The following is a 23,536-nucleotide window of genomic DNA, read 5'->3' as shown; positions in this document are numbered from 1 at the left end:
TCTCCGGCCAGCGATCAGGCTTCGACGAGGATATCGGTCCACAGCTCCGACGCGTCGGGCTCGGGGCTGGTGGTCGCGAAGTCGGCGGCCTCGGTGACGACGGCCTTCACATCGCGGTCGATGACCTTCAGGCTTTCCTCGTCGGCGTAGCCCTTGGTGAACAGCAGCGACTTCAGATGGTCGATGCAGTCATATTCCGACCGCATCTTGTTGACCTCTTCCTTCGTACGGTACTTGGCCGGGTCGGACATGGAGTGGCCGCGGTAGCGGTAGGTCTTCATCTCCAGGATCATGGGGCCGTTGCCGCCGCGCACATAGGCCACGGCCTCGTCGGCGGCCTTCTTGACCTCCAGCACGTCCATACCGTTGACCTGCTTGCCGGGGATGCCGTAGGCGCTGCCGCGCAGGTACAGCTCACCCGCGGAGGCGCGCTGCTGCGAGGTGCCCATGGCGTACTTGTTGTTCTCGATGACGTAGATCACCGGAAGCTTCCACAGGGCGGCCATGTTGAAGGACTCATAGACCTGGCCCTGGTTGACGGCGCCGTCACCCAGGTAGCAGACGTCGATGCAGCCGTCCTTCTTGTACTTGTGGGCGAAGGCCAGGCCAGTGCCGATGGGCGTCTGGGCGCCGACGATGCCGTGGCCGCCGTAGAAGTTCTTCTCGCGCGAGAACATGTGCATCGAGCCGCCCTTCCCCTTGGAATAGCCGCCCGCGCGCCCGGTCAGTTCCGCCATCACGCCCTTGGCGTCCATGCCGCAGGCCAGCATGTGGCCGTGGTCACGGTAGCTGGTGATGACGCTGTCGCCCGGCAGCTGCGCCGCCTGCATGCCCACCACCACGGCCTCCTGGCCGATGTAGAGGTGGCAGAAACCGCCGATGAGGCCCATGCCGTACAGCTGACCGGCCTTCTCCTCGAAGCGGCGGATCAGCAACATCTCCTTGTAGTAGTGGAGGAGTTCCTCCTGGGTCGGCTCCGGCGCTGCGTTCTCAGCGGGCTTGGCACGGCGTCTCGTGGTCGTGGCCACTGGCGTCTCCCTTCTCAAGCGTGGGCGTTTAGCGTCGCAATTCCCTGGGGGGCAGCCCCGGGGGCATTCCGGGCCGGGTCGGCCGGCACGGCATCACTGCTAACCACAAGTGCAGCGCAACGCAAGGAGTGTGCACTGCAAAACATTGCTTCAAAAGGATTATTTACGATTAACAGAATTCAGGTTAATCGAAGGATTATCAGCGGTTTACGGCGTTTTCGCCGGCGCGTCCTTATCTTCATGCGGGGCAGGCTTGCCCGGGAGAAGGATCACGAGGTCATCCGGACGGGAGAAATCGAGCACCTTGCGGGACTCTTCCTCCAGCATGTCGGGGTCCAGATTGTCGGGGCGCAGCAGGCGGGCGCGGCGCTCCATGGCCTCGCGTTCCGCGCGAACCTGGTCCAGCTGGGCCTTGGCCTGGGTCACCTGGGTCTGCAGCTGGGTCAGCGCCATCAGCCCGCGTTCGCCCTGCACCGTGTGATAGGCGAAGTATGCGACAACGGACGCCCCCACCACCGGTGCGACCACCTGGCGTAGGGCGCGGTTCAATGCGGTGCGGAAAGAACGGGCGCCAATCATGGGCGCCATGGTTCCACAAGGGTTCCGCAACCGTCAAATGGAAAGCGGCGTCTAGTCTGTGCGCCGTATTTAATTCATGTGAATACCAACCGCCGGTCGGCGTTGAATCACGACTTCACAAAGAAAAAGGGGTGGAAGCAGCGCCTCCACCCCCACTTTCCGGCTATTCCGGACGATACCGGAACGATGCCCGGTTTCAGCCGCGCTTCAGGGCGCCACGGCCCGGGAACACCGCCGCCAGGTCCAGCGCCTCTTCAATCCGAATCAGCTGGTTGTACTTGGCGATCCGGTCGGAACGCGACAGCGAGCCGGTCTTGATCTGGCCGCAGTTGGTGGCCACGGCCAGGTCGGCGATGGTGGCGTCCTCGGTCTCGCCCGAGCGGTGCGACATCACGGCGGTGTAACCGTTGCTCTGGGCGATGCGCACGGCCTCCAGCGTCTCTGTCAGGCTGCCGATCTGGTTGACCTTCACCAGGATGGAATTGGCCACACCCTTCTTGATGCCATCGGTCAGGCGGGCCGGGTTGGTGACGAACAGGTCGTCGCCCACCAGCTGCACCTTGGACCCGATGGCGTCGGTCAGGGCCTTCCAGCCGGCCCAGTCATCCTCGGCCATGCCGTCTTCGATGCTGACGATGGGGTAGCGGCCCACCAGGTCGGTCCAGTAACGCACCATGGCGTCCGGATCGAGGGTCTTGTTCTCGCCGGCCAGCACGTACTTGCCGTCCTTGAAGAACTCGGTGGAGGCGGCGTCCAGCGCCAGCACCACGTCGTCGCCGGGCTTGTAGCCGGCGGCCTCGACGGCCTTCATGATGAAGGACAGGGCCTCGTCGGTGGAGGCAAGGTTGGGAGCGAAGCCGCCCTCGTCACCCACGGCGGTGTTGTGGCCGGCGTCCTTCAGCTTCTTCTTCAGGGCGTGGAAGATCTCGGCGCCGATGCGGATGGCGTCGGCGCAGCTCTCCGCGCCCACCGGCATCACCATGAACTCCTGGATGTCGATGGGGTTGTCGGCGTGGGCGCCGCCGTTGATGATGTTCATCATCGGCACCGGCAGGATGCGGGCGTTGGTGCCGCCGACATAGCGGTACAGCGGCAGGTCCAGCTCGGCCGCCGACGCCTTGGCCACGGCCAGCGACACGCCCAGGATGGCGTTGGCGCCCAGGCGTGCCTTGTTGGGGGTGCCGTCCAGCTCGATCATGGCGGTGTCGATGGCCACCTGGTCGGTGGATTCCAGGCCGCCGATGGTGTCGAAGATCTCGCTGTTGATCGATTCGACCGCCTTCAGCACGCCCTTGCCCAGGTACTTGCTCTTGTCGCCATCGCGCAGCTCAACGGCCTCATGGGCACCGGTCGAGGCGCCGGAGGGCACGGCGGCGCGGCCGAAGGCGCCGGACTCCAGCCGAACGTCAACCTCGACGGTCGGGTTGCCCCGGCTGTCGAGAATCTGGCGGCCCTGAATATCGATGATCGCGGACATGGGTTCTTCCCTTTATGCGTCGTGACGGCGGATGCGTCGTGGCGGGACGGTGCCCGTCATAGCCTTTAGGGCCGGCCCCAGGCAAGACCGGCAGGCGCGGTATCGCCTATGACGATTTGAAGGCTGCGGTTGTGGGACGGCCCAGCCCCTACCCCGCTTGCCTGGGCAGGCTCTTTCTTACGGGAAGATTGGATGTTTTATACCCGTTATGGCAGAGTTGCCATGACTTCGCCGTTGGGAGTCCGCCTTGCCGCAAGCGCCGCGCCGTGTCGCCCGTCTACTGGTCGCCGCCCTGCTCCCAATCCTCGGCGCCTGCGCCCTGAACCGTGGCGCTGACGACGCCATCGGCCTCAGTTCCACGGCGTTCTTCGGTCGCCTGACCAACCAGGCGGACATTCGCGAGCCTTCCTTGGCGGAAGCGACCACCGTCGAACTGCAGGTGCGGGCCAGCCCGGAGGGGCGCGACACCGACGGTCGCACCCTCTCGGACCGAGTGGCGCGGTATGGAATGCCAGCCACCGCGCGCTGGCTGGCGGCGCACGGACAAGCGACGGCCTTAGGCGGCAGAACATGAAACAATTACCCAGGGTCTCCGCCTTGCCGTTCCGATGGTTCAGCGCGGCCGGGCTATTGCTCCTGGCCCTGGCTGGCATACCTGCGCGGGCGGCTCCCGAGCCGCAGCCGTTTCCCGCTTTGGATGCTGGCAAGCTGCGGATAACCTTAACCCGCCTGGGCTGTGGCATGGGACGATGCCCGCAATACAGCGTGGTGATCGAGGGCTCTGGCCGTGTCATCTTCGACGGCGGCGGCGACCTGCCACCGGGCCAGCGTTTCCCCACCGTCGCCTATCGCCGCCCGCCCTTCTTTTCTTCCGACGTGCTCGTGCCCGGCCGGCAGGAGGACCGTGTGCCGCGCGAGGCCGTGGCAGCGCTGGCGCGCCGCTTCGAAGATGCCCATTTCTTCGACCTGGCCGACAGCTATGTCGCCATGGTCAGCGATCAGCCGCGCCACAGCCTGACCTTGGAAACGGATAAAGGCACCAAGCACATCGAGGATTATGCCGGAACCATGGTGGGCATGCCGGCCGTGGTCAGAACGCTGGAGGATGAGGTTGATCGCGTCACCAACACGGCACGCTGGATCGAAGGGGCGCCGGGGCTGGTGGAGTGGCTGGCCGCCACCGGGTTCGACTTCACGTCCGTATCCGCCGCCGCCATCGTCCTGCACGGCCCCGATGTTCCGCCCACGGAAACACTCTTGGACATGATCGACCGCGGACTGCCGCTGGAGGCTGTCACCAAGGGGCGCGACGGCCAGTCTGACAGCTTGCTCGGCCTTGATTTGCTGCGTGATGCCATGGAGGAAGGGCGCGCACCGGTCTTCAAGCGACTGACCGCCGCCGGTTGGCTGGCCCGGTTGCGACCCGGTGAAGCCAATCATCTGTTCGCACGATGGGCCGCCGCGTGTGACCCAGCCCTGGCTGAAGCCGCAGTGGAGGCGGGGATCAACGTTGATGCCGTCACAGTGACAGAGCCAAGCCGGCAAATGGTTGGCGGTCAGACGGCGCTGGGCTCCCTCCAACGCTTCCGATGGAAGCCTCACGACGCTTGGTTGGCCACAGCCAAACGGCTCCTCGCCCTCGGGGCCAACCCCAACCATCGTGACGGGCGGGGCCGCACTCCACTGTTCGAGGCAGACGATTTGGACATGGTGGAGACACTGCTGGCCAACGGCGCCGATGTCACGATCCGGGACAAGAACGGCCTGGCGCCCGTCTTCGCAACTTGGAACGACGCTATCGCTGTACGCCTGCTGCAGGCGGGCGCCAGCCCGGAGGGGCGCGACGAGGAGGGTCATACGCTGGCCCAGCGCGCCAAAATCTATGACATGCCCGCCACCACGCGCTGGCTGGCGGCGCACGGCATCCAATAACGAAACACCGGCGGCAGGTCCCCCCGCCGCCGGTGTCCATCCTTCAAACGCAGGAACCGAAGCCGCCGATCAGAAGATCGGGTTGGCCTTGGCGATGCGGTCGATGGCAACCATGGTTTCCAGCAGGGCCGGCAGGTCCTTCAGCTTGACCATGTTGGGGCCGTCGCTGGGGGCGCAATCGGGGTTCTCATGGGTTTCCATGAAGACGGCGGCAACGCCCACGGCCAGGGCGGCGCGGGCCAGCACCGGCACGAATTCGCGCTGGCCGCCGCTGGTGGTGCCCTGCCCGCCCGGCTGCTGCACGGAATGGGTGGCGTCCATCACCACCGGATAGCCCGTCTGCGCCATGATGGGCAGGCTGCGCATGTCGCTGACCAGGGTGTTGTAGCCGAAGCTGGCGCCGCGCTCGCACAGCAGGATGTTCTCGTTGCCGGTGGAGGCGATCTTGGCCGCCACGTTCTTCATGTCCCACGGCGCCAGGAACTGGCCCTTCTTCACATTGATGACCTTGCCGGTTTCGCCGGCGGCCAGCAGCAGGTCGGTCTGGCGGCAGAGGAAGGCCGGGATCTGCAGCACGTCCACCACCTCGGCCACGGGGGCGCACTGCTCCGCCGTGTGCACGTCGGTCAGGACGGGGCAGCCGAACGTCTCCCGCACCTCGGCCAGGATGGGCAGGCTCTTTTCCATGCCCAGGCCGCGCGCGGTGCTGACCGACGTGCGGTTGGCCTTGTCGAAGCTGGTCTTGTAGACGAGGCCGATGCCCAGCTTGGCGGTGATCTCCACCAGGGCCTGGCTCATCTCCAGCGCGTGCGCGCGGCTTTCCAGCTGGCAGGGGCCGGCGATCAGCATGAAGGGCTTGTCGTTGGCCACGTCCAGGTCACGGATGCGGACAGTGCGGATATCGGTCATCTCTCGGTGCCTCTTTAAAGCGAAAGGGCCGCCGCTCGTGATGCGGCGGCCCCTCGCGACTTTTACGGGCGTTGCTGCTTAAACCAGCCGGCTCTGCGCGATGGCGGCGCTGATGAAGCTGGTGAACAGCGGGTGCGGCTCGAACGGCTTGGACTTCAGTTCCGGATGGAACTGCACGCCGATGAACCAGGGATGCGACGGGATCTCGACGATTTCCGGCAGCTCGCCGTCGGGCGACAGGCCTGAGAACTTCAGGCCCACCTTCTCCAGCTGGTCCTTGTAGGTGATGTTCACCTCATACCGATGGCGGTGACGCTCCTCGATATGGTTGGCGCCATAGACCTCCGCAACCTTGGTACCCGGCAGCAGCTGGCAGGGATAGGCGCCCAGCCGCATGGTGCCGCCCAGGTCGCCCTCGGCGCCGCGCTTCTCCATCTCATTGCCCCGCACCCACTCGGTCATCAGGCCGACCACGGGATGCTTGTACTTGTGCCCGAACTCGGATGAGCCCGCGTCCTCCAGGCCCGCCAGGTGGCGGCTGGCTTCGATGACCGCCATCTGCATGCCGAAGCAGATGCCGAAATAGGGCACGTTGCGCTCACGCGCGAACTGGGCCGCGCGGATCTTGCCTTCGGACCCGCGCTCGCCGAAGCCGCCGGGAACCAGGATGCCGTGCACCCCTTCCAACCGCTGCACGGCGCCGCCGCCCTCGAAGATTTCGCTATCGATCCAATCCAGCTTGACCTTGACGTTGTTGGCGATGCCGCCGTGCGTCAGGGCCTCGGCCAACGACTTGTAGCTGTCCAGCAGGCTGGTGTACTTGCCGACCACGGCAATGGTGACCTCGCCCTCCGGCTGGCGGACGCGGGCGGCGATCTCCTTCCAGCGGGAGAGATCCGGCGCCTCGTCGGCCGGCAGGCCGAAGTAGCGCAGCACCTGCTCGTCGAAGCCCTGCTCGTGATAGCTGACCGGCACGTGGTAGATGGTGTCCACGTCCAGGGCGGCGATCACCCGCTCCTGCCGGATGTTGCAGAACAGGGCGATCTTGCGGCGCTCGTTCTCCGGGATGGGACGGTCGGAGCGGCACAGCAGGATGGACGGCTGGATGCCGACCGACAGCAGCTCCTTCACCGAGTGCTGGGTGGGCTTGGTCTTCAGCTCACCCGCCGACGGGATGTAGGGCAGCAGGGTCAGGTGGATGAACAGCGCCCGCTCCGGCCCCAGATCGTTGCCCAGCTGGCGGATGGCCTCCAGGAACGGGGTGCTCTCGATGTCGCCGACGGTGCCGCCGATCTCGCACAGGATGAAGTCCTCATCCTTCACGTCGCCCAGGATGAACTCCTTGATGGCGTCGGTGACGTGCGGGATCACCTGCACGGTGGCGCCCAGGTAGTCGCCGCGGCGCTCCTTGGCGATCACGTTGGAATAGATGCGGCCGGTGGTGATGTTGTCCGTCTGCCGGGCCGAGACGCCGGTGAAGCGCTCGTAATGGCCCAGATCCAGGTCGGTCTCCGCACCATCGTCGGTCACGAACACCTCACCATGCTGGTAGGGGCTCATGGTGCCGGGATCGACGTTCAGGTAGGGGTCGAGCTTGCGCAGGCGGACCTTGTAGCCACGGGCCTGGAGCAAAGCACCCAGAGCGGCCGACGCCAGTCCCTTACCCAAGGAAGAGACCACGCCGCCGGTGATGAAAATGAAGCGCGTCATGGAAGCCTAGTTTAGCTAAAGGCCGCATGTCGGGCCAACGCGAATGCGCCGGCCCCCCGAATTGAAAGAGGCGGCTTTCGCCGCCTCCGTTAGTGTCGCCCGCCTTTACTGGCCGGTCGGAACTTTGGGCTCGCCAGAGGTGGGAGCCGGGGAGGTGGTCGCCGGTGCCGGCTGCTGCGCCGCTGGCGCGGCCGGCTGGTCGCCGGAGGGCACGGCACCGGGCGCAGGCGTGGCCGGGGCCGGAGCGGCGGCGGCCGGCAGCTTGTCGAACACCGAATCGTGGTGCGTGGCCGCACGGTTCAGCAGGGCCAGCACCAGGCTGGTCACCAGGAAGGCGCCGAAGAGGATGGAGGTGGTGCGGGTCAGCAGGTTGGCGCTGCCCCGGGCCGTCATGAAGCCGCCCATGGTGCCGCCGCCCATGCCCAGCCCGCCGCCTTCAGAGCGCTGGACCAGGACGACACCGACCAGCGCGATGCCGATCAGAATGTGCAAAACCAGGACGACGGTGGACATCGAAGCAGCAATCCTATCCAGCAGGCCAAACAATGGTTATGGCAAAACATGAAATAGCCGGCCGCCCCGTCCGGGGGCGGCCGACCTGCTCGCGCATCTCTTTACCCAGTCCGAACCCGGGGCGCTAGCGGCAAGTTTCCGCGATGGCCCAGAATTCGTCCGCTTTCAAGCTGGCGCCGCCAACCAGGGCCCCGTCCACATCGTCGATGTGCAACAGGCTGGCCGCGTTGTCCGGCTTAACGGAACCGCCATATAAGATGCGCACCGCGTCCGGCTGATCAACCAGCGTTGCGAGACGGCGCCTGATCATGGAATGCATGGCTGCCACGTCCTTGGGCGTGGGCGTGCGCCCCGTGCCGATGGCCCAGACGGGCTCATAGGCCACCACGGTGTTGGCCGCCGTGGCGCCTTCGGGCATGGAATCGTCCACCATGCGGGCGATGACGTCCATGGCGCGGCCGGCGTCGCGCTCCGCCTCCGTCTCACCCACGCAGACGATGGCGACCAGGCCGGCGCGGTGGGCGGCGGCGGCCTTGGCCCTCACCTCCACGCTCTGCTCGCCATGGCCCTGCCGCCGCTCTGAATGGCCGACGATGACGTACCGGCAGCCGGCGTCGGCCAGCATGGGGGCCCCGATGTCCCCGGTATGGGCCCCCGAATCCTTGCCATGGCAATCCTGGCCACCGACGCTGACCGGCGCATCGGACACGGCTTGGACCACGGTGTGGATCAGGGTGGCGGGCGGGCACAGCAGCATGTCGAAGGCGACGTCACCCGCCCCCAGCATGCGGCCGGCGAGGTCGGAGGCCAATGCCGTCCCCCCTTCCCTCAGGCCGTGCATCTTCCAATTACCGACAATGAATTTGCGGCGCATTTCCTTTGTTCTCCCCGAGTTTAACGCACTCAAAAGGGAAGCATCCGCGCGGGGGCCTTTTAGGTTTGGGTGGCCCGCCTTGTCACGGTTGTCCCTGTCGTCATGCTGTAACAGTCATGGGCCGGCATTTCCATGATTCAGGCCGTGACAAGACCGTGAGTCGGCACGTCCGGCCCATGCGCGTCGCCCGCCCAACCATCTATTGCCGCCCCCGCCCCCTGCTTCTATGATGCCGCGCCCTGATGGGAGGGTGGGATATCCAGGGCCCAGGCCCCGTTCCCACTGACAAGCAATTCGCAAGACGCAGCAGGCACATGCTTCAGTTCATCCGCAAATTCTCGGGCTCGTGGTTCTCCAAGATCCTGTTCGTGTTCCTGATCATCAGTTTCGGGATCTGGGGTGTGGGCCGGGTGGGCACCACCGTCAGTGACCAAGCTGTGGCCCGGGTCGGCGACACCGAGATCACCCCGCAGGATGTGGACCGCGCCTTCCGCCAGCAGGTGAGCCGGCTGCGCCAGACCATGGGGCCGGAACTGACGGCCGAGCAGGCCAAACAGATGGGCCTGATGCGCGCGGCGCTGCAGGACGAGATCCAGCGCGCCCTGATCAAGCAGGCGACGCACGACTTCGGCCTGCGCGTCTCGGAACAGGCGGCGGCGCAGAAGATCGCCGAGATGCCGGTGTTCAAGGACAAGTCCGGCCAGTTCGATCCCCTGCTGATGCGGGCCCTGCTGCGTCAGAACCAGCTGACCGAGGAAGAGATCGTCGGCGAGGTGCGCGAGGACATGGCCCGCACCGAGGTGACGGAGGCCCTGGCCGCCGGCATCCGCGTGCCGCAGACCCTGGCCCGCGACCTGGTGCGCTATCGCGGCGAGCAACGCGGGGCGGAGACGCTGTTCGTGGCCGACAAGGCCATGCCGGACCCGGGCACGCCCGACCAGGCGACGCTGGAGGCTTTCCACAAGGCTCAGGCCGTCCGCTACACCGCCCCGGAATACCGCGCCCTGACCGTGGTCACCCTGTCCACCGACGCCATCGCCAAGACCGAGGAGGTCAGCGACGAGGACCTGAAGAAGGCCTACGACGCCCGGTCCAAGGAATTCGTGAAGCCGGAACGCCGCGACCTGGACCAGGTGCTGGTCGACACGAAGGAACAGGCGGAAAAGGTGGCGCAGGCCGCCGCCGGCGGAAAGTCGCTGGCCGATGCCGCCAAGGCCGCCGGCGTGTCCATGCTGCCGCTGGCCAACATCACCAAGGCGGATCTGCCGGCCGAGTTGCAGGACATCGCCTTTTCCCTGCCCCAGGGCAAGGTGTCGGAGCCGGTGAAAAGCGGCTTCGGCTGGCATGTTGTCGCCGTCACCAAGATCGTCCCCGGCAGCACCCAGACCTTGGACCAGGTGAAGGCCCAGCTGGTGGAGCAGGTGAAGGCCGAGCGCGCCACCGACCAGCTGTACGACCTGTCGAACAAGCTGGACGATGCCATTTCCGGCGGCGCCTCGCTGGAAGAGGCCGCCAAGAAGGTGGACGCGGCGGTGACCAAGATCGCCGCCGTGGACCGCGAGGGCAAGGACCCCGCCGGCAAGCCGGTGACCGGCCTGGCCGTTCCCATCGCCAAGATGGTGCAGACCGCCTTCGGCCTGGCCTCGGGCGACAACAGCAGCACCACCGAGGGCGAGCGCAACAAGAGCTATTTCGCCGTGCGCGTGGACAGCGTGCAGGCCCCGGCCCTGAAGCCGCTGGACCAGGTGAAGGATCAGGTCATCGCCGACTGGAAATCCTCCAAGCGCGACGAGGCCGCCAAGGCCAAGGCCAAGGATATCGTGGAGAAGCTGAAGGCCGGCGCCACGCCGGAGCAGGTGGCCAAGGAGACGGGTGCCGTCTACACCCGCCAGCCGCCCGTGGGCCGCACCGTGGGCAAGGACAGCCCCCTGACGCCGGAACTGGTGGACGCCCTGTTCACCCTGAAGCCGGGCGAGGTCACCACCGGCGCCGCCGCCGACGGCCAGATGGTGGTGCGTCTGGCGGCATTGGTGCCCATGCCGGAGCCGCTGCTGGCCGACCGCGCCGGCGTGGCCGCCAAGCAACTGCGCGACGGCGTGGCCGGCGACCTCTACGTCCAGTTCCTGGACGCCCTGCGCCAGCGCTATCGCATCACCGAGAACCGGACGCTGCTGCAGCGCCTTGAACACCAGGAGTAAGGCGTCGTGACCCCCTTCCCCGATGAGACGGCCTTCGGCACGGCATACGCCGCGGGCCAGGCGCAGGTCGTCTGGACGCGGCTGGTCAGCGACCTGGAGACGCCCGTCGCCGCCATGCTGAAGCTGGCGCAGGGACGCCCGTTCTCCTTCCTGCTGGAATCGGTCACCGGCGGCTCCGTCCGCGGCCGCTATTCCCTGATCGGGCTGAAGCCCGACCTGATCTGGAAGAGCAAGGGGACCCAGGCCTGGATCAACCGGCGCGCCGCCACCGACCTGGCGTCGTTCGAGCCCTTGTCCGCCGCCCCGCTGGACGCCCTGGCCGACGTGCTGGAGGAGAGCCGCATCGACCTGCCGGCCCACCTGCCGCCCATGTCGGCCGGCCTGTTCGGCTATCTCGGCTACGACATGGTCCGGCTGATGGAAAAGCTGCCGGAGAAGAACCGGGACGCGCTGGGGGTGGAGGACGCCGTCCTCATCCGCCCCACCATCATGGCCATCTTCGACAGCATCGAGAACGTGGTCACCCTGGTAACCCCGGTGCGCCCCCAGGCCGGGGTGTCGGCGGAGGCCGCCTACCTCGCCGCCAAGGAACGCCTGGCCGACGCAGTGGCCGACCTGGACCGGCCCTTGCCGGTGGGGCATGACGCGGTGGGTGAGATCGAGGCCCTGCCCGACCCCTCCTCCAACATCAGCCGCGCCGACTACCACGCCATGGTGGAGAAGGCGAAGGAGTACATCCGCGCCGGCGACATCTTCCAGGTGGTGCCCAGCCAGCGCTTCTCGGTTCCCTTCGCCCTGCCGCCCTTCGCGCTGTACCGCGCCCTGCGCCGCATCAACCCCTCGCCCTTCCTGTTCTTCCTGGATTTCGGGGACCTGTCGGTCGTGGGCTCCAGCCCGGAGATCCTGGTGCGGCTGCGCGACGACACCGTCACCATCCGCCCCATCGCCGGCACCCGCCGCCGCGGCAAGACCCCGGCGGAGGACAAGGAGCTGGAGGCCGACCTGCTGGCCGACCCCAAGGAGCTGTCAGAGCACCTGATGCTGCTGGATTTAGGCCGCAACGACGTGGGCCGGGTGGCCGAGGTGGGCACGGTCACGGTGACCGAGCGCTTCACCATCGAGCATTATTCCCACGTGATGCACATCGTCTCCAACGTTGAGGGCAAGCTGGACAAGTCCCGCTTCAACGCCATCAACGCCCTGGTGGGCGGCTTCCCCGCCGGCACGGTCTCCGGCGCGCCCAAGGTGCGCGCCATGGAGATCATCGAGGAGCTGGAAGGCACCCGCCGCGGCATCTATGGCGGCTGCATCGGCTACTTCGCCGCCAACGGCACCATGGACACCTGCATTGCGCTGCGCACCGCCGTCATCAAGGACGGCGTCATGCACGTCCAGGCCGGCGGCGGCGTGGTGGCGGACAGTGATCCGGAAGCCGAGTACCAGGAGACCGTGAACAAGGCCAAGGCCCTGTTCAAGGCCGCCGAGGAAGCCGTGCGCTACGCCCAGGAAAAGCGCTCGACGCGGAACATCTGAGCTTGGAATCTGACAAAGCCGCCGGCGGGAGACACCGCTGGCGGCTTTGTCATGTCAGCATTCCCCCGCGTGCACCCTCGTCATGGTGCGGGTTGGATGGTTTGGATATGCATGACGCCGCTCAACCGAGCTTTATGAACACACTCAGGCAGGGCCGACGAAGTCGAAGCCGGCATCCTCGACGGCCCCCCTCACCTGGGCGCCGTCGGCGGGACCGGTGACGGTCACCACGCCCGCCTCCACATCCACGGCGACCTCGGCCGACGGCGCCACGGCCTGGATGGCCTTGGTCACCGAGCGTGCGCAGCCCTGGCAGGTCATGCCGTCGATTCGATAAGAAGCACTCATCTCACTCTCCAACTGCCACCGGTCAGTTAATGATCTTTATGTGCCGCCGGGCGTGGCCGCTATGACGGCCGTCAATGGCACCAGGGTGAAACCCTTGGCGGCCAAGGTGGGCAACCAATGCTCCAAGGCGGTCAGGGTCACGTCATGCGGATGGCCGATGGCGACGGCGGTGCCGTGGCGGCGGGCCACCTCCTCCACCTTGGCCAGCATGGCCTGCACCGCCTTGGGCGACTGGTCGTCGTCCAGGAAGACGTCGCGGCTGACCAGCGGCAGGCGGTAGCGCGCTGCCAGTTCGGGCCCCTTGGTGTCCGGGGTGGTGCGGCTGTCCAGGAACATCAGGCCCCGGCGCGACAGCTCCGCCAGCACGATGGCCAGCTTGCCCTCGTTCGCGGTGAAGCGGCTGCCCATATGGTTGTTGATGCCGACGTAGCCGTCGAAGGACGCCAGGTCGGCTTCCAGCCGGCGCTGGACCTCCTCGTCACTCAGGTTCACCGTCAGGGCGCCCGGGCCGGGATCGGCCTTGCCCACCGGCTCCATGGGCACATGCACGATCAGCTCATGCCCCGCCGCCCGCGCCGCCCGGGTCTGGTCGGCCAGGTCGTGGGCATAGGGCAGCCAGGCGGTGGTGACCGGGCCCGGCAGCGCCACGGCGCGGGTGGAGCGCGGCCGGTCCACGCCCAGGTCGTCGATCACCAGCACGATGCGGGCATGCGCCGCCCCGGGCGCCGGAGCAGCCATCTGGGGCGGCGGCACGGCGTTACGCCGCCAGGCGGCGCCCCCCTTGCTCGGCTCCACCTTCGGCGGTTCCGTCTTGGAAGGAGGGACCGGCGGCAGCGTCACCGGTGCTTCGGCATGCTGCTCCGGCGGCGGCACGGGGGGAACCGGCGGTGCGCTGGGTAAACGGGGGTTCGTCTTGCCCGTCCCCGATGGCGACGGTGCCGTCGCCACCGTGGGCTTGTGCGGATGGCGGTTGCCCATCACATAGGCGCCCAACAGGGCCACGATGGCCGTCAGGCCGACGATACCTGCCAGCTGCGCCCGGGTCAGGCTGATCCTGGCGCCCTTGCGCCGCCGGGCAGACGCGCGCTTGGGGGCCTTTTGTCCCGGCCGCCCCAAGGGCGGCGGCGGGGTGACGCGGCGGGGCATCAGCGGGACCGTCTGCTGTGGGAAACGGATGTGGTGGAAACGGTCATGACTGTCCCCTTCGCGCGCGGCCGGTTGTGGTTGTGGGCCGGCCATCAGTACTGCTACAGCCCCGCTGATGCTGGCAATCTCCTAGGTGGGGTATGCCGCCTATCACACCCACATGTCGGCATATGCCGCTTATCGGACCCGCGCCCAATCCGGTTGCCCTGCGCGCAGCCTCGGGACTAGTGTAGGCCACCTTTGGCCACGTCCAATTCCCCCCAAACGGGTCCCCAGATCATGCTGCTGCTCATCGATAATTACGATAGCTTCACGTACAATCTCGTCCATTACGTCGGCGAGCTGGGCGCCGACGTGGCCGTTTGGCGTAACAACGCCCTGAGTGTGGATGACGCCCTGGCCCTGAAGCCGGAGGCCATCGTCCTTTCCCCCGGTCCCTGCGATCCCGACAAGGCCGGCATCTGCCTGCCGCTGATCACGGCCGCCGCGGAACGGCGCATCCCCCTGTTCGGCGTGTGTCTGGGCCACCAGGCCATTGGCCAGGCCTTCGGCGGCCGCGTCATCCGCGCGCCGGTGCCCATGCACGGCAAGGTCAGCCAGGTCACCCACCAGGGCGAAGGCGTCATGAAGACCCTGCCCACGCCCTTCGCCGCCACCCGTTACCATTCCCTGATCGTGGAGCGGGAGACCCTGCCGGCGGAGCTGGAATCGGTCGCCTGGATTGAGGGAGGCAGGGAGGACCAGATGATCATGGCCCTGCGCCACCGTACCCTGCCCATCCATGGCGTGCAGTTCCATCCCGAGAGCATTGCCTCCGACCACGGCCACCAGATCCTGGCGAACTTCCTGGATTTCGCCGGCGTGGCACGCAAGGCCGTCAAGAAGACCGGCCTGGCGGCATGAGCGGTGACATCGGTGACATGAAGGCGCTGCTCGGCCGGGTGGCCGAGGGCAAGCGCCTGTCGGAGGATCAGGCCCTGGCCGCCTTCGACATCCTCATGTCCGGCAACGCAACCCCATCCCAGATGGGGGGCTTTCTCATGGCGCTGCGCGTGCGCGGCGAAACGGTGGACGAGATCACAGGCGCGGTGCGGGCCTTGCGCGGCCGCGCCGCCCGTATCGACTGCCCGCCGGGTACCATCGACACCTGCGGCACCGGCGGCGACGCCAGCGGCACCTACAACATCTCCACCACCGTGGCCTTCGTGCTGGCCGCCTGCGGCGTGCCGGTGGCCAAGCACGGCAACCGCGCCCTGTCGTCCAAATCCGGCGCCGCCGACGTGCTGGGCCAGCTGGGCGTGAACGTGGAGGCGGAGCTGGAGGCCGTGCGCACCGCCCTGTGGCAGGACGGCATCACCTTCCTCATGGCCACCCGCCACCACGGCGCCATGCGCAACGTGGGCCCGACGCGGGTGGAACTGGGCACCCGCACCATCTTCAACCTGACCGGCCCCCTGTCCAACCCGGCGGGCGCCAAGCGCCAGCTGATGGGCGTGTTCGCCGAGCGCTGGGTGGAGCCGCTGGCCCAGGTGCTGAACCGCCTGGGCACGGAGGTCGCCTGGGTAGTCAGCGGCGAGGACGGGCTGGACGAGATCACCACCACCGGCGCCACCCACGTGGCGGAGCTGCGCCACGGCGCCATCCGCCGCTTCCAGGTGACGCCGGAGGACGCCGGCCTGCCCCGCGCCCGGCCCCAGGACATCCGGGGCGGCGACGCGGCGGAGAATGCCCGGGCCCTGCGCGCCGTGCTGGCGGGGGAAAAGGGCGCCTATCGTGACATTGTGCTGATCAACGCCGCCGCCGCCTTGATCGTCGCCGACAAGGCCACCACCTTGCCTGACGGCGTGGCCCAGGCGGCCCAGGCATTGGACGATGGCCGCGCCGCCGCCAAGCTGGCGGCCCTGGCCCATCATTGCCCCCTGCCACCCCCGGTGGCCGAGGAACACAGCGAAGGAACCCGCGCATGAGCGACGCAGCAGACGTCCTGGCCCGGATTTGCGCCGACAAGCGTGAGCATATCGCCGCCTGCAAGGCCGCCCGCCCCCTCGCCGAGGTGGAACAGGCCGCGCGCGAGGCCGGCCCCACCCGGGGCTTCGCCCGCGCCCTGCAGGCCAAGGTGGATGCCGGCCTGTACGCCCTCATCGCCGAGATCAAGAAGGCCAGCCCCAGCAGGGGCCTGATACGGGAGGATTTCGATCCCCCCGCCCTGGCCCGTGCCTATCAGGAGGGTGGTGCCGCCTGCCTGTCGGTGCTGACCGACGTGCCTTATTTCCAGGGGGCGGACGAGTACTTGGTGGCGGCCCGCGCCGCCTGCGACCTGCCGGTGCTGCGCAAGGACTTCATGCTGGACACCTACCAGGTGGCCGAAGCCCGCGCCCTAGGCGCCGACTGCATCCTGCTGATCATGGCGGCGCTGGACGACGCCCAGGCGCTGGAGCTGTATGACGCCGCCACCGGCTGGGGCATGGATGTGCTGGTCGAGGTGCACGACTTGGAGGAGATGCGCCGTGCCCTGGCGCTGCCCGGCGGACTGCTGGGCGTGAACAACCGCAACCTCAAGACCCTGTCCATCGACCTCGCCACCACCGAGATGCTGGCCGGGATGGTGCCGCCGGGCCGCCACCTGGTGGCGGAGAGCGGCCTTTATCATCCGCAGGATCTGCTGCGCATGGAGATCGTGGGCGCCCGCCGTTTCCTGGTGGGTGAGTCGCTGATGCGCCAGGCCGATGTCGCGGCCGCCACCCGCGCCCTGCTGGGCCTGGACCAGGCGGTGGCCTGAGATGGCCGAGAACAGCGGCTTCACCCATTTCGACGCCGCCGGCCAGGCGGTGATGGTCGATGTCTCCGACAAGGCGGAGACGGAGCGCCTGGCGACCGCCCGCGGCCGCGTGGTCATGAAGGCGGAGACCCTGGCCCTGATCCAGGCGGGCCAGATGGGCAAGGGTGATGTGCTGGGCGTGGCGCGGCTGGCCGGCATCATGGCGGCCAAGCGCACGCCCGACCTCATCCCCCTCTGCCACCCGCTGGCTCTGACCAAGGTGACGGTGGACCTGACCTGCCTGCCTGAGGACAACGCCGTGGAGATCGAGGCCACGGCCAAACTGAAGGGCCGCACCGGCGTAGAGATGGAGGCGCTGACGGCCGTCAGCGTCGCCGCCCTAACGCTGTACGACATGTGCAAGGCGGTGGATAAGGGCATGGTCATCGCCGACATCCGCCTGATCGCCAAGGATGGCGGCAAAAGCGGCCCCTATCGCGCGGAAACCCCCTGAACCGCAGGTCCTGCCATGATCCCCGTTGACGAAGCGCTGGCCCACATCCTGGCCCAGTTCCAGCCCCTGGCCGGCGAACTGGTGGGGGTGGGCGAGGCGGCGAGCCGCGTGCTGGCCGCCGATGTCGTGGCGCGGGTGACGCAGCCGCCCGCCGCCGTCTCCGCCATGGATGGCTGGGCGGTGCGGGGATCGGACCTGGGCTCCCTGCCCGTCACGCTGGCCCGCATCGGTGAGGCGCCGGCCGGCCGGCCCTTCGCCGGCACGGTGGCCCCAGGCCAGGCGGTGCGCCTGTTCACCGGCAGCGTTATCCCCGACGGCGCCGACACGGTGGTGCTGCAGGAAGACTGCGACGACCTGGGCGACGGCGTGCGGGTGCGCGAGGGGACGCCTGGCCGCTGGGTGCGCGCCGCCGGCCTGGACTTCACCGCCGGGACCGTGGGCCTGAAAGCCGGCCGTCTCCTGACCGTACGCGACGTGGCCCTCGCCGCCGCCATGAACCACCCCTTCCTGACCGTGCACCGCCGGCCCCGCGTCGCCATCCTGGCCACGGGCGATGAGGTGGTGATGCCGGGGGAGCCGCTCGGCCCCGGCCAGATCGTCAGCAGCAACGGCCTGGCGCTGGCGGCGCTGGTGCGGCGCCACGGCGGCACCCCGGTCAACCTGGGCATCGCCCCCGATGACGCCGATACCCTGGCCACCCTGGCGCGGGGGGCGGCCGGGTGCGACCTGCTGGTCACCACCGGCGGCGCCTCCGTCGGTGAATACGACCTGGTGCGCGACGCGCTGGGCGGTCAGGGTTTGGACCTGGATTTCTGGAAGATCGCCATGCGACCGGGCAAGCCGCTGATGTTCGGCCGCCTGGGTGGCACGCCCCTGCTGGGCCTGCCGGGCAATCCCGTCTCCAGCCTGGTGTGCGCCGCCCTGTTCCTGGTGCCGGCGCTGCGCCGGATGCAGGGGCTGGCCCGGGCGGAGTTGCCCCGGGCGCAAGCCGTGCTGGCCAACGCCCTGCCCGCCAACGACCGGCGGCAGGACTATCTGCGCGCCACCCTGACGGCCAGCGATGGCACCCTGCCCGCCGTCGCGATCTTCACCCAGCAGGACAGTTCCATGCTGAGTCGCCTGGCGGCGGCGGATTGCCTGATCATCCGCCCACCTCACGCCCCCGCCGCCGAGGCCGGCACCGTGGTGGACATCGTCCCGCTGGACGGAATTTAAGGCCCATCCCCCGTCGGCCGCCCTAAATCTGTCATCGTCCGGTGGTTTTTCATTGCTAACCCTTGACGCGAGCCGTGAACCAAAATAGAACATGGCAAGTACGTTTAGGGTTTGTTCCATATCTAGCGGCTCGACACAGCGAAGGGGGCGATATGCTGACGCGGAAGCAACAGGAGCTGCTGCTGTACATCCACCAGCATCTGGGTGAAGGCGGCGTCTCTCCCTCATTCGATGAGATGAAGGATGCCTTGGGCCTGAAGTCCAAGTCCGGCATCCATCGCCTGATCACCGGGCTGGAGGAGCGGGGCTTCATCCGCCGCCTGCCCCACCGCGCCCGCGCGCTGGAGGTGTTGCGCCTGCCGGAAACGACGCCCGCGCCCAAGAAGGCCGCGGCGGCCGCCCCGGCGGAGGTGGAACCCCGCTTCAAGCCCAATGTCATCAAGGCCGATTTCCAGGCGGGCCTGCCCGGCCGGGATGCCGGCGATGCCATCGGTGCCGTCAGCCTGCCGCTGTACGGCCGCATCGCCGCCGGTTTGCCCATCGAGGCGCTGCGCGACAGCGGCAGCACCATCGACATTCCTGTCTCCATGCTGGGCATCGGGGAGCACTATGCCCTGGAAGTGGCCGGCGACAGCATGGTGGACGCCGGCATTCATGACGGCGACACCGTCATCATCCAGCGCTGCGAGACGGCGGAGAACGGCGCCATCGTCGTCGCCTTGGTCGACGCCGCCGAGGTGACGCTGAAGCGCCTGCGCCGCAAGAACAACTCCATCGCCTTGGAACCGGCCAACCCCTCCTACGAGACCCGGGTGTTCGGCGCCGACCGCGTGCGTGTGCAGGGTCGCCTGGTGGGCCTGTTCCGCCGGTACTGACCAGAGCTGCCTTGGACTGAGCAACGGCCCTGGCGACCTTAGTCCCAGGGCCGTTTGCTTTGCGGATCGTGTACCGTCTCGATGCGTACACCGCCGCGCTCGAAGTATAGGGCGTGTGCGCCACGGGCGGCCAGCACGTCGGGGCCGATGACGCGGGGAGCATCACAGCCCGCCGCCGGCACGCGGGAGATCACCAGGTCGGCATTGTCGCAATCCTCCGCCAGGGCGTCGCGGGTCCAGGCGATGGCGACCAGGCGCCCATCCGGGGCTGCGGGATCGCGCCGCTCCGGACGGTAAAGGTCGGGATGGTAGAGGCAGCCCAAGCTGTCGCAACGCAAGCTGCCGTCATCCGTGCCCACGGTGGGCCAGGCGGGCGGGCGCCCTTCCCCGCCATCGCGCTTGCCCCAGGTCTCCACCTCAAAGCCGCCGCCGCGCGAGGATGACAGCCACAGCTTGCCGCCGCCATCGCGCACCGCAACCATGGTGCCACCACCCGACACCACCATGTCCGGCCGGGGCGTCAACGGGGCCAGCACGCAGCCCAGCGCGATGGGCGCCAGGCCGGCCAGGCGCCAGCGGCGGCGCCACAGCATCAGCCACAGGCCACCCACCACCAGCAGGCCGAAAGCCAGGTCGGACAGGGCCGCCCCATGCAGGGCGGCGCCAGGCAAGGCGGCCGTGATGCGCGCCGTCCACAGGATGCCGTCGCACCCCCAGCCGATCATGTCGATGATCCAGCCCTCCAGATGGAAGGGCATGGCGACATAGGCCAGCAGGCACAGCGGCATGATCCACAGTTCGGTGATCGGAATGCCGATCAGGTTGGCCAGCACGCCGTAATTGGCCACCTGCTGGAAGTGGTAGAGGCAGAACGGCATGGTGGCGATGGTGGAGATGATGGACGTCAGGCACAGGCCCCCCACGAACAGGGCGGCGCGGCGCAGCCAGCCCCCATCCTTGCGCCAGCGGTTCAAGGGGCCGCGCAGCACCTCATACGCGCTGATCAGCGCCAGCACGGCGCCGAAGCTCATCTGGAAACTGGGGCCCGGCAGTTGCTCCGGCTGGTACAGCAGGCAGAGGATGCCGGCGACGGCGATGGCCCGGGGGCTGAGGACCGAGCGGTCGGCCAGGATGGCCACCATGGCCAGCGCCGTCATGAGGACGGAGCGCAAGGTGGGCACCTGCGCGCCCACCAGCATCATGTAGGCCAGGGTCGCCAGGATGGCGAAGGCGGCGGCCCACTTCTTGATGGGATAGCGCAGCGCCACCCCCTCCCACAGGGCCAGGGCCGCCCGGGCGAAGAAGTAGAACAGCGCCGCCACCAGGCTGATGTGCAGGCCGGAGATGGACAGGATGTGCTGTAGGCCGGAAACGCGCATGGCCTGCAGGTCATCAGGCGGAATACCTGTCTGTTCCCCGTTCAGCAGCGCGATGGCGATCATGGCGGGCGCGCCGCTGAGGCGGGCGGCCACGCGGTCGGCGATCAGCTCACGCAGGGCCACCACGCGGTCGTTGATCCAGCCGGCAATACCCACCGGTGCCGGCGCCACCACCTCGGGCGTCTTGAAGGCGAAGCCGACGGCGCCGATGCCCTGGTAGAAAGCGGATCGGCGGAAATCATAGGCGCCCGGCTCCGGACTGTCGGGCGGTGGACGCAGCGCCGCGAGGATCCGCACCCGCGTGCCGGCCGGCGGCGCGGTATCGGTCGGCCGCAGACGTATACGTACGGCGGGCGGCGTCAGGTCGGGGGCCAGGCGGGGGATGTGCGGATCGGCCAGGGTGACGCGTACGCCCTTGTCCAGCCGCTCCACATTGGCCACGCGGCCCTCCACCGGCACGGGTCCCAAGGGACGCTGCAGGATAGGGGTTCTGAGCCAGGTTGTGCGGGCTTCCACCGCCGTGAAGCCCACGCCCAGAGCCAGCAGGGCGCCCAAGGCCAGCCGCAGGGGCAACCGCTCTCCCGCCAGCAGGTAGAGGCCGAAGACCCCTAGGGTGAAGAGCAGGCCCGACCAGGGCGGCGGCTCCCCCGGCATGGCAAAGTACAGGGCGATGCCGGACCCCAGGAAGACGGGAACCCAAAGGACCCAACGTTCGCGCTCTTCCACCAAATTGACATACGCAGATGCGACAATGCTGGCTAACGCGGCGAGCGCACGATGTGTGATCCGCATCACATCTGAAGGAGGTGGGTCGGCGCCAAATTCGCTCCGCCCAGTAGCCAAATAGGACCCATTCGACAAGTACGGGGCCTCACGGTCCCAGTCCTCTCCAGCGGGGTCTGCCTCAGGGTGCATCTTCGTTCCGGGTGTGCTATCTCAGCGGCTTCCGCATCCTGGTGATGCGCCCCTGGCGGTTATTCTGCCGCCGGACCTGATCACCAGCTATCTCGATATTCGCGTGGCGCCGTCAACCTCTGGATGCGTCCCTCCCAAAGCGACCTCTCCAGACGCCCCGACGGTGCGCCACCCGCCCGCATGCCGGAGAGTGCGTTTCCCATGAGTGTCGTCACCCGCTTCGCCCCGTCCCCCACTGGCTACCTGCACATCGGCGGTGCTCGTACCGCCCTGTTCAACTGGCTGTACGCCCGTCACCATGGCGGCACCTTCCTGCTGCGCATCGAAGATACGGACCGGGCGCGGTCGACCCAGGCGGCAGTGGACGCGATCATCGACGGCCTGAGCTGGCTGGGACTGACCTGGGACGGCGACGCCGTCAGCCAGTTCGAGCGGCGCGAGCGCCATGCCGAGGTGGCGCGTACCATGCTGGCCCAGGGCCATGCGTATTATTGCTACTGCTCACCGGAAGAGCTGGAAGAGATGCGGGAGCAGCAGAAAGCCGCCGGGCTGCCCATGCGCTATGACGGCCGCTGGCGCGACCGCGACCCGTCGGAGGCGCCGGCCGGTGTGGCCCCCGTCATCCGCCTGAAGGCCCCGCGCGAGGGTGAAACCGTTCTGCAGGACAAGGTGCAGGGCGAGGTGCGGGTGCAGAACAGCCAGCTGGACGACATGGTGCTGCTGCGCGCCGACGGCACGCCGACCTACATGCTGTCGGTGGTGGTGGACGACCAGGACATGGGGGTCACCCAGGTGATCCGCGGCGACGACCACCTGACCAACACCTTCCGCCAGCTGCAGATCTATCAGGCCATGGGCTGGACGCCGCCCGACTTCGCCCACATTCCCCTGATCCACGGCCCCGACGGCGCCAAGCTCAGCAAGCGCCACGGCGCCTTGGGGGCCGAGGCCTACCGTGACCTGGGCTACCTGCCGGAAGCGCTGCGCAACTACCTGCTGCGCCTGGGCTGGAGCCACGGCGATGATGAGATCATCAGCACCGAGGACGCCATTTCCTGGTTCAACCTGGAAGGCATCGGACGGTCCCCGTCGCGCATGGATTACGCCAAGCTGGACAATCTGAACGGCCATTACATCCGGCTGGCGGACGACGGCCGGCTGGTGGATCTGATCGGCCCCCGATTGGTCACAGCCCTGGGGCGTGAATTGAGCGACGCTGACCGCGACCTGCTGCGCCGCGCCATGCCGGGCCTGAAGGCCCGGGCCAAGACCCTGGTGGAACTTGCGGCGGCCGCACAGTTTTATATCACGGCGCGCCCCCTTCCGCTGGACGACAAGGCTTCCCAACTTCTGACAGAAGACGCGCGCGCCCAGCTGGCGGTGATCGCCACCCGCTTCGCGGAGGCCCCCGACTGGACCGCGGCGACCCTTGAGGGGGTCGTACGCGCGTACGCCGAGGAGACGGGCCTTAAGCTGGGCAAACTGGCCCAGCCATTGCGCGCTGCACTCTCCGGTTCCACGGTCTCGCCACCGATCTTCGAGGTGGCGGAAGTGCTGGGCCAGGCTGAAACCCTGGCCCGTATCAGTGATGTCGCAGGGGGTGCGTGAGCCCTCCTGGCGTCATTGCCTTCGG

At 67.9% G+C, this 23,536-nt stretch carries 21 protein-coding genes; 11 read left to right on the top strand and 10 right to left on the bottom strand.

The features are described 5' to 3' along the window. Positions 1-14 precede the first annotated feature (14 nt). The 3 genes from pdhA to eno form a co-directional block, all read right to left on the bottom strand. A complete protein-coding gene (pdhA, locus tag FBZ87_RS05285) occupies positions 15-1,028 on the bottom strand; it encodes a pyruvate dehydrogenase (acetyl-transferring) E1 component subunit alpha (protein ID WP_145609313.1) in 1,014 nt (337 codons plus the stop codon). Between the two features lie 207 nt (positions 1,029-1,235). After that, positions 1,236-1,607 carry an FtsB family cell division protein gene (locus FBZ87_RS05280; protein ID WP_004272474.1) on the bottom strand — a complete coding sequence of 124 codons (372 nt, stop codon included), beginning with the start codon at positions 1,605-1,607 and terminating at the stop codon, positions 1,236-1,238. Positions 1,608-1,803: 196 nt separating this feature from the next. After that, on the bottom strand, positions 1,804-3,084 hold the full coding sequence (gene eno, locus FBZ87_RS05275; RefSeq protein WP_145609312.1) for a phosphopyruvate hydratase: 1,281 nt from the start codon (positions 3,082-3,084) through the stop codon (positions 1,804-1,806). 247 nt (positions 3,085-3,331) lie between these two features. Here eno and FBZ87_RS05270 point away from each other — a divergent pair, with 247 nt between their 5' ends. Together FBZ87_RS05270 and FBZ87_RS05265 are read left to right on the top strand one after the other, a co-directional pair. Beyond that, positions 3,332-3,658 (top strand): hypothetical protein, encoded by a 327-nt coding sequence (locus tag FBZ87_RS05270; protein WP_145609311.1) that lies wholly within the window; start codon positions 3,332-3,334, stop codon positions 3,656-3,658. Then, on the top strand, positions 3,655-5,016 hold the full coding sequence (locus FBZ87_RS05265) for a DUF6438 domain-containing protein (protein ID WP_145609310.1): 1,362 nt from the start codon (positions 3,655-3,657) through the stop codon (positions 5,014-5,016). The genes FBZ87_RS05270 and FBZ87_RS05265 overlap by 4 nt, the downstream gene beginning before the upstream one ends. 69 nt (positions 5,017-5,085) lie before the next feature. Here FBZ87_RS05265 and kdsA read toward each other — a convergent pair whose 3' ends face one another. The 4 genes from kdsA to tpiA all read right to left on the bottom strand — a co-directional run bounded on the left by kdsA (position 5,086) and on the right by tpiA (position 9,022). Further along, entirely contained in the window at positions 5,086-5,925 is an 840-nt protein-coding gene (gene kdsA / locus FBZ87_RS05260; RefSeq protein WP_145609309.1) for a 3-deoxy-8-phosphooctulonate synthase, read from the bottom strand. A 78-nt stretch (positions 5,926-6,003) separates the two neighbouring features. Beyond that, positions 6,004-7,635, bottom strand: coding sequence for a CTP synthase (locus FBZ87_RS05255; RefSeq protein ID WP_145609308.1), 1,632 nt, complete (start codon positions 7,633-7,635; stop codon positions 6,004-6,006). 105 nt (positions 7,636-7,740) lie between these two features. After that, positions 7,741-8,148 (bottom strand): preprotein translocase subunit SecG, encoded by a 408-nt coding sequence (secG, locus tag FBZ87_RS05250; protein WP_145609307.1) that lies wholly within the window; start codon positions 8,146-8,148, stop codon positions 7,741-7,743. 124 nt (positions 8,149-8,272) lie between these two features. Beyond that, positions 8,273-9,022 (bottom strand): triose-phosphate isomerase, encoded by a 750-nt coding sequence (tpiA, locus tag FBZ87_RS05245; RefSeq protein WP_145609306.1) that lies wholly within the window; start codon positions 9,020-9,022, stop codon positions 8,273-8,275. Positions 9,023-9,336: 314 nt separating this feature from the next. Between tpiA and FBZ87_RS05240 the strand changes: the two genes are divergently transcribed. After that, a complete protein-coding gene (locus FBZ87_RS05240) occupies positions 9,337-11,220 on the top strand; it encodes a peptidylprolyl isomerase (RefSeq protein ID WP_186454589.1) in 1,884 nt (627 codons plus the stop codon). A 6-nt stretch (positions 11,221-11,226) separates the two neighbouring features. Continuing rightward, complete coding sequence (trpE, locus tag FBZ87_RS05235; RefSeq protein WP_145609304.1) at positions 11,227-12,753, top strand: anthranilate synthase component I; 1,527 nt, start codon at positions 11,227-11,229, stop codon at positions 12,751-12,753. 144 nt (positions 12,754-12,897) lie between these two features. On the opposite strand, the gene FBZ87_RS05230 is transcribed toward trpE, so the two are convergent. Together FBZ87_RS05230 and FBZ87_RS05225 are read right to left on the bottom strand one after the other, a co-directional pair. After that, the gene (locus FBZ87_RS05230) at positions 12,898-13,101 is read right to left on the bottom strand and encodes a heavy-metal-associated domain-containing protein (protein WP_145609303.1); all 204 of its coding nucleotides are present in this window, start codon (positions 13,099-13,101) and stop codon (positions 12,898-12,900) included. 36 nt (positions 13,102-13,137) lie between these two features. Beyond that, on the bottom strand, positions 13,138-14,247 hold the full coding sequence (locus FBZ87_RS05225) for a divergent polysaccharide deacetylase family protein (RefSeq protein ID WP_145609302.1): 1,110 nt from the start codon (positions 14,245-14,247) through the stop codon (positions 13,138-13,140). Positions 14,248-14,526: 279 nt separating this feature from the next. Here FBZ87_RS05225 and FBZ87_RS05220 point away from each other — a divergent pair, with 279 nt between their 5' ends. The 6 genes from FBZ87_RS05220 (at position 14,527) to lexA (ending at position 19,609) form a co-directional block, all read left to right on the top strand. Continuing rightward, positions 14,527-15,150, top strand: coding sequence for an anthranilate synthase component II (locus FBZ87_RS05220; protein ID WP_145609301.1), 624 nt, complete (start codon positions 14,527-14,529; stop codon positions 15,148-15,150). Beyond that, on the top strand, positions 15,147-16,214 hold the full coding sequence (gene trpD, locus FBZ87_RS05215) for an anthranilate phosphoribosyltransferase (protein WP_145609300.1): 1,068 nt from the start codon (positions 15,147-15,149) through the stop codon (positions 16,212-16,214). Before FBZ87_RS05220 ends, trpD begins: the two co-directional genes overlap by 4 nt. Continuing rightward, a complete protein-coding gene (gene trpC, locus FBZ87_RS05210; protein ID WP_145609299.1) occupies positions 16,211-17,026 on the top strand; it encodes an indole-3-glycerol phosphate synthase TrpC in 816 nt (271 codons plus the stop codon). Before trpD ends, trpC begins: the two co-directional genes overlap by 4 nt. Before the next feature lies 1 nt (position 17,027). Beyond that, positions 17,028-17,519 carry a cyclic pyranopterin monophosphate synthase MoaC gene (moaC, locus tag FBZ87_RS05205; protein WP_145609298.1) on the top strand — a complete coding sequence of 164 codons (492 nt, stop codon included), beginning with the start codon at positions 17,028-17,030 and terminating at the stop codon, positions 17,517-17,519. Between the two features lie 15 nt (positions 17,520-17,534). Further along, positions 17,535-18,734, top strand: coding sequence for a molybdopterin molybdotransferase MoeA (locus tag FBZ87_RS05200; protein WP_145609297.1), 1,200 nt, complete (start codon positions 17,535-17,537; stop codon positions 18,732-18,734). 152 nt (positions 18,735-18,886) lie between these two features. Further along, a complete protein-coding gene (gene lexA / locus FBZ87_RS05195; protein ID WP_145609296.1) occupies positions 18,887-19,609 on the top strand; it encodes a transcriptional repressor LexA in 723 nt (240 codons plus the stop codon). Positions 19,610-19,647: 38 nt separating this feature from the next. On the opposite strand, the gene FBZ87_RS05190 is transcribed toward lexA, so the two are convergent. Next, positions 19,648-21,714, bottom strand: coding sequence for a ComEC/Rec2 family competence protein (locus FBZ87_RS05190; protein ID WP_186454588.1), 2,067 nt, complete (start codon positions 21,712-21,714; stop codon positions 19,648-19,650). 390 nt (positions 21,715-22,104) lie between these two features. Between FBZ87_RS05190 and gltX the strand changes: the two genes are divergently transcribed. Beyond that, the gene (gene gltX, locus FBZ87_RS05185) at positions 22,105-23,511 is read left to right on the top strand and encodes a glutamate--tRNA ligase (protein ID WP_145609294.1); all 1,407 of its coding nucleotides are present in this window, start codon (positions 22,105-22,107) and stop codon (positions 23,509-23,511) included. Positions 23,512-23,536: the final 25 nt, after the last annotated feature.

It is taken from the genome of Nitrospirillum amazonense (assembly GCF_007828035.1).
GTDB lineage: Bacteria > Pseudomonadota > Alphaproteobacteria > Azospirillales > Azospirillaceae > Nitrospirillum > Nitrospirillum amazonense.
The sequence above is the reverse complement of the archived record's forward strand: the minus strand, read 5'-3'. Positions and strand labels throughout refer to the sequence as shown.

Bases quoted from the DNA above. Each gene is read 5' to 3' on its own strand.
- FBZ87_RS05255 (WP_145609308.1), bottom strand. From the start codon at position 7,635: ATGACGCGCTTCATTTTCATCACCGGCGGCGTGGTCTCTTCCTTGGGT.
- gltX (WP_145609294.1), top strand. From the start codon at position 22,105: ATGAGTGTCGTCACCCGCTTCGCCCCGTCCCCCACTGGCTACCTGCAC.
- trpD (WP_145609300.1), top strand. From the start codon at position 15,147: ATGAGCGGTGACATCGGTGACATGAAGGCGCTGCTCGGCCGGGTGGCC.
- FBZ87_RS05240 (WP_186454589.1), top strand. From the start codon at position 9,337: ATGCTTCAGTTCATCCGCAAATTCTCGGGCTCGTGGTTCTCCAAGATC.
- eno (WP_145609312.1), bottom strand. From the start codon at position 3,084: ATGTCCGCGATCATCGATATTCAGGGCCGCCAGATTCTCGACAGCCGG.
- FBZ87_RS05225 (WP_145609302.1), bottom strand. From the start codon at position 14,247: ATGCCCCGCCGCGTCACCCCGCCGCCGCCCTTGGGGCGGCCGGGACAA.
- secG (WP_145609307.1), bottom strand. From the start codon at position 8,148: ATGTCCACCGTCGTCCTGGTTTTGCACATTCTGATCGGCATCGCGCTG.
- FBZ87_RS05265 (WP_145609310.1), top strand. From the start codon at position 3,655: ATGAAACAATTACCCAGGGTCTCCGCCTTGCCGTTCCGATGGTTCAGC.
- lexA (WP_145609296.1), top strand. From the start codon at position 18,887: ATGCTGACGCGGAAGCAACAGGAGCTGCTGCTGTACATCCACCAGCAT.
- FBZ87_RS05200 (WP_145609297.1), top strand. From the start codon at position 17,535: ATGATCCCCGTTGACGAAGCGCTGGCCCACATCCTGGCCCAGTTCCAG.
- FBZ87_RS05220 (WP_145609301.1), top strand. From the start codon at position 14,527: ATGCTGCTGCTCATCGATAATTACGATAGCTTCACGTACAATCTCGTC.
- trpC (WP_145609299.1), top strand. From the start codon at position 16,211: ATGAGCGACGCAGCAGACGTCCTGGCCCGGATTTGCGCCGACAAGCGT.
- FBZ87_RS05230 (WP_145609303.1), bottom strand. From the start codon at position 13,101: ATGAGTGCTTCTTATCGAATCGACGGCATGACCTGCCAGGGCTGCGCA.
- moaC (WP_145609298.1), top strand. From the start codon at position 17,028: ATGGCCGAGAACAGCGGCTTCACCCATTTCGACGCCGCCGGCCAGGCG.
- kdsA (WP_145609309.1), bottom strand. From the start codon at position 5,925: ATGACCGATATCCGCACTGTCCGCATCCGTGACCTGGACGTGGCCAAC.
- FBZ87_RS05280 (WP_004272474.1), bottom strand. From the start codon at position 1,607: ATGATTGGCGCCCGTTCTTTCCGCACCGCATTGAACCGCGCCCTACGC.
- tpiA (WP_145609306.1), bottom strand. From the start codon at position 9,022: ATGCGCCGCAAATTCATTGTCGGTAATTGGAAGATGCACGGCCTGAGG.